Genomic DNA, 2,825 nt, shown 5'->3' with positions numbered 1-2,825 from the left:
CCGCCGGCCCAACAGCTTCGTCCCCGGTACCCCGGTCCTCATGGCCGACGGCACGTCCAAGCCGATCGAGGACGTGAAGGTCGGCGACCACGTCCTCGCCACCGACCCAGAGACCGGCGTCACCGGCCCCAGGCCCGTCACCACGTTGATCACCGGCGACGGCACGAAGAACCTGGTCAAGCTCACCATCGACATCGACGGCACCCGCGGTGCAGCCACCGATTTCATCACGGCCACGGACGAGCACCCGTTCTGGATCCCCGCTCTGCGTGAGTGGCTACCGGCCGGCCAGCTCCAGCCGGGCATGTGGCTGCAGACCTCGGCAGGCACCCACGTTCAGCTCACCGCCGTCAAGAAGTGGACCACCACCCAACGCGTCCACAACCTGACCGTCGACGACATCCACACGTATTATGTGTTGGCGGGGGCCACGCCCGTCCTGGTTCACAACTGTGGTACGGATCCTAGCGCCGTCCACCTGAACCTGAAGTACAAGGCCGGTTGGAGCACAGATCAACGCCCAAGCGGACGCAAAGGTCGCCCATCTGGACAATCTCGCTCAAGGTGGAAATCTTGTAAAGACGCCATCGGTCCGCGTGGTGAGCGGGTCGGCGGCAGGGCGATTGCGTAGGGCTGGAGTAACTGTCAAGCCTGGACATCATGGTGACCACATGCAGGACCTCCAGCTTGGAGGGGCGGACACAATAAATAATTTGGCGCCACTTGATGGAAGTGTGAATACAAGCTTGGGGCCCCAGATCGACGCCCAGATTCGCAAACTTCCGAATGGCACCAAGATTTGCGGTGTATCGATCTGTTAGGGATGAATGTGTACGAAAGCTTCGTAGCCGCCTTTCCAGTGGATACCGTTGGGCCTGCGATGCCGTATGGCAATAAGGGAATGGTCGGTATCCCCGGGTTCGAAGAGCTGATTGATATGGGAGCCGGAAAGTCGTTCGGTGGTGGACTCGTTAGAATTCACTCCTCGGCAGAAGCGTTTCGTGCGACTGCGTTCATTGCCGACGCTTTTCCCGAGTACGCGGGCCGTGTTCTTCCGGTTGCAAAGGACTGGTTGGGGCGGCAGTATGCGGTGATGCATCCTGTGGAGCAAGTTCTGCTGCTAATCGAGCCGGGTTCGGGTGATGCCTTCGAGGTTGATTGCGGACTGGAAGATCTTTTCGATAGAGAAATGGTGACGGATCCAAACACCTATCTGGCGCGAGATCTTTTTTTGGACTGGAAGGCCTTGAATCCGGGGATTCTATCAAGTGGGCAGTGTGTGGGATTCAAAGTCCCCCTTTTCCTTGGTGGGGATGATTCCCTGGAGAACCTCGAGATTAGCGACGAGGAAGTGTACTGGTCGATCATGGGTCAGTTGCGAAGTGCTGCGGAAGGCCACAGCTGATGTTCTGTTGAGTACATACAGCAGCGTCAGGGCGTGACGTGTAGCCAAGCGGTACACCCGCACCCGCCCAGCTCGCCCAGGCGAAGCAGCTCAAGGCATGCTGGAGCTCGTAGTCGTGCGGATCGACTGTGAGGCGATGGGCTACCTGGATGCCGCGGCGGGGTCCGGCGTCTACGTGACCCGCGGACGAGCGCCGTTGGCAGGTCGCGCTCAGCAGCGAGCTCACCCCGAGCGGTGGCGCGGACAGATCGGCGGACTCGCCGGTGGGGTGGCCAGCCGCGCCAGGGCAGCCGGGGACACCGACGATGATGGTGTCGGGAACTAAGGCGGTGGCGGGGGCCACAGTTGAGCGCAGGCGGTGAGCACTTGGACGATGTCGCCGAGGTGCGGCAGCTGCTTGCCGCCCGGGAGGCACTCCGCAAGGACATCCTGCGCACGCCGGTCACTTTGGCCGGCGGTCTGGACCCCTACTTCAAGATACGGCCACACCTGCGGATCATCGGCGAGTCGATGGCCGGTATGGAGCGCGGCGACTACGACCGGCTGCTCATCGTCTGCCCGCCCCAGGTCGGGAAGTCGACGAGCGTCGCGGCGTAGGGGCCTTTCTGGTGGCTGACCAAGCACCCTCGCGACAAAGTCGTCATCGCCGCCTACGGTGATGAGCTAGCGCTGCGCCGCGGCAAGGTGATCCGTGACCTGATCGTCGAGTTCGGCGCAGAGTACGACCTCGCCCTCAAGGCCGGGTCCGGGGCTGCCCAGTCCTACGACCTGGCGTCCGGGGGCGGCGTCCGGGCGGTGGGTATCGGAGCAGACCTTATCGGTTTCCCCGCCAACCTGATCGTGATCGACGACCCACATAAGGACCATGGGGAAGCGGAGTCTCCGCGGATGAGGCAGCGCGTCCACGACTGGTACTCATTCACTGCGCTCAAGCGGTTGCAGCCGGACCGGAACGCCGTCGTCGGCATCCTCACCCGGTGGCATGAAGACGCTTGGGCGGGCCGCCGCCTGTCCGAGGAGGGACGGTTGGAGGAGGGCGGCCGGTGGAAGGTCGTCCACCTGCCGGCGATCGCCGATCCGAAGTTCGGCAGGACCCACTCGGCCGTGACCTGGCGACCCGCTCACCCACCCGAAGATCCGCACCGGGGACCGGGGCGCGCTGTTCGCCTGTTGGAAGACCTGCTCACTCGGAACCTGGTTGCAGGGAAGATCTCCCGCGAGGAGGCGAATGACTGGGCATCAATATGGAGCGGAACGGATAGAGATGTCGAAGTGGACGATGAATTCACTTGAGCCATGCTGAGTCGCCTTCACGGTTGTGATATCCAAGTCTCTCCTGGCGAGTACATGTATAGCGCTCTCGACTTTCGAGAATGGTTGAAAGAGTTTGAGGGCAAACTGAATGCGCGGTGATTCCAAG

General features: G+C 62.2%; 4 protein-coding genes. All 4 read left to right on the top strand.

Annotation, left to right across the window (positions count from 1 at the left end; translation table 11 throughout):
* Positions 1-631, top strand: a 631-nt coding sequence (locus QSK26_RS41350) for a polymorphic toxin-type HINT domain-containing protein (protein ID WP_285780842.1), incomplete at its 5' end; no start/stop codon positions are given.
* A 192-nt stretch (positions 632-823) separates the two neighbouring features.
* Entirely contained in the window at positions 824-1,405 is a 582-nt protein-coding gene (locus QSK26_RS41345; RefSeq protein ID WP_285780841.1) for a T6SS immunity protein Tdi1 domain-containing protein, read from the top strand.
* Between the two features lie 366 nt (positions 1,406-1,771).
* On the top strand, positions 1,772-2,002 hold the full coding sequence (locus QSK26_RS41340; RefSeq protein WP_285780840.1) for a hypothetical protein: 231 nt from the start codon (positions 1,772-1,774) through the stop codon (positions 2,000-2,002).
* Between the two features lie 87 nt (positions 2,003-2,089).
* On the top strand, positions 2,090-2,698 hold the full coding sequence (locus QSK26_RS41335) for a hypothetical protein (protein WP_285780839.1): 609 nt from the start codon (positions 2,090-2,092) through the stop codon (positions 2,696-2,698).
* Positions 2,699-2,825 lie beyond the last annotated feature (127 nt).

Source organism: Microtetraspora sp. NBRC 13810, assembly GCF_030268685.1.
In the GTDB taxonomy this organism is placed as follows: Bacteria; Actinomycetota; Actinomycetes; order Streptosporangiales; family Streptosporangiaceae; genus BSRQ01.
This window is presented reverse-complemented; position numbering and strand designations above follow the sequence as displayed.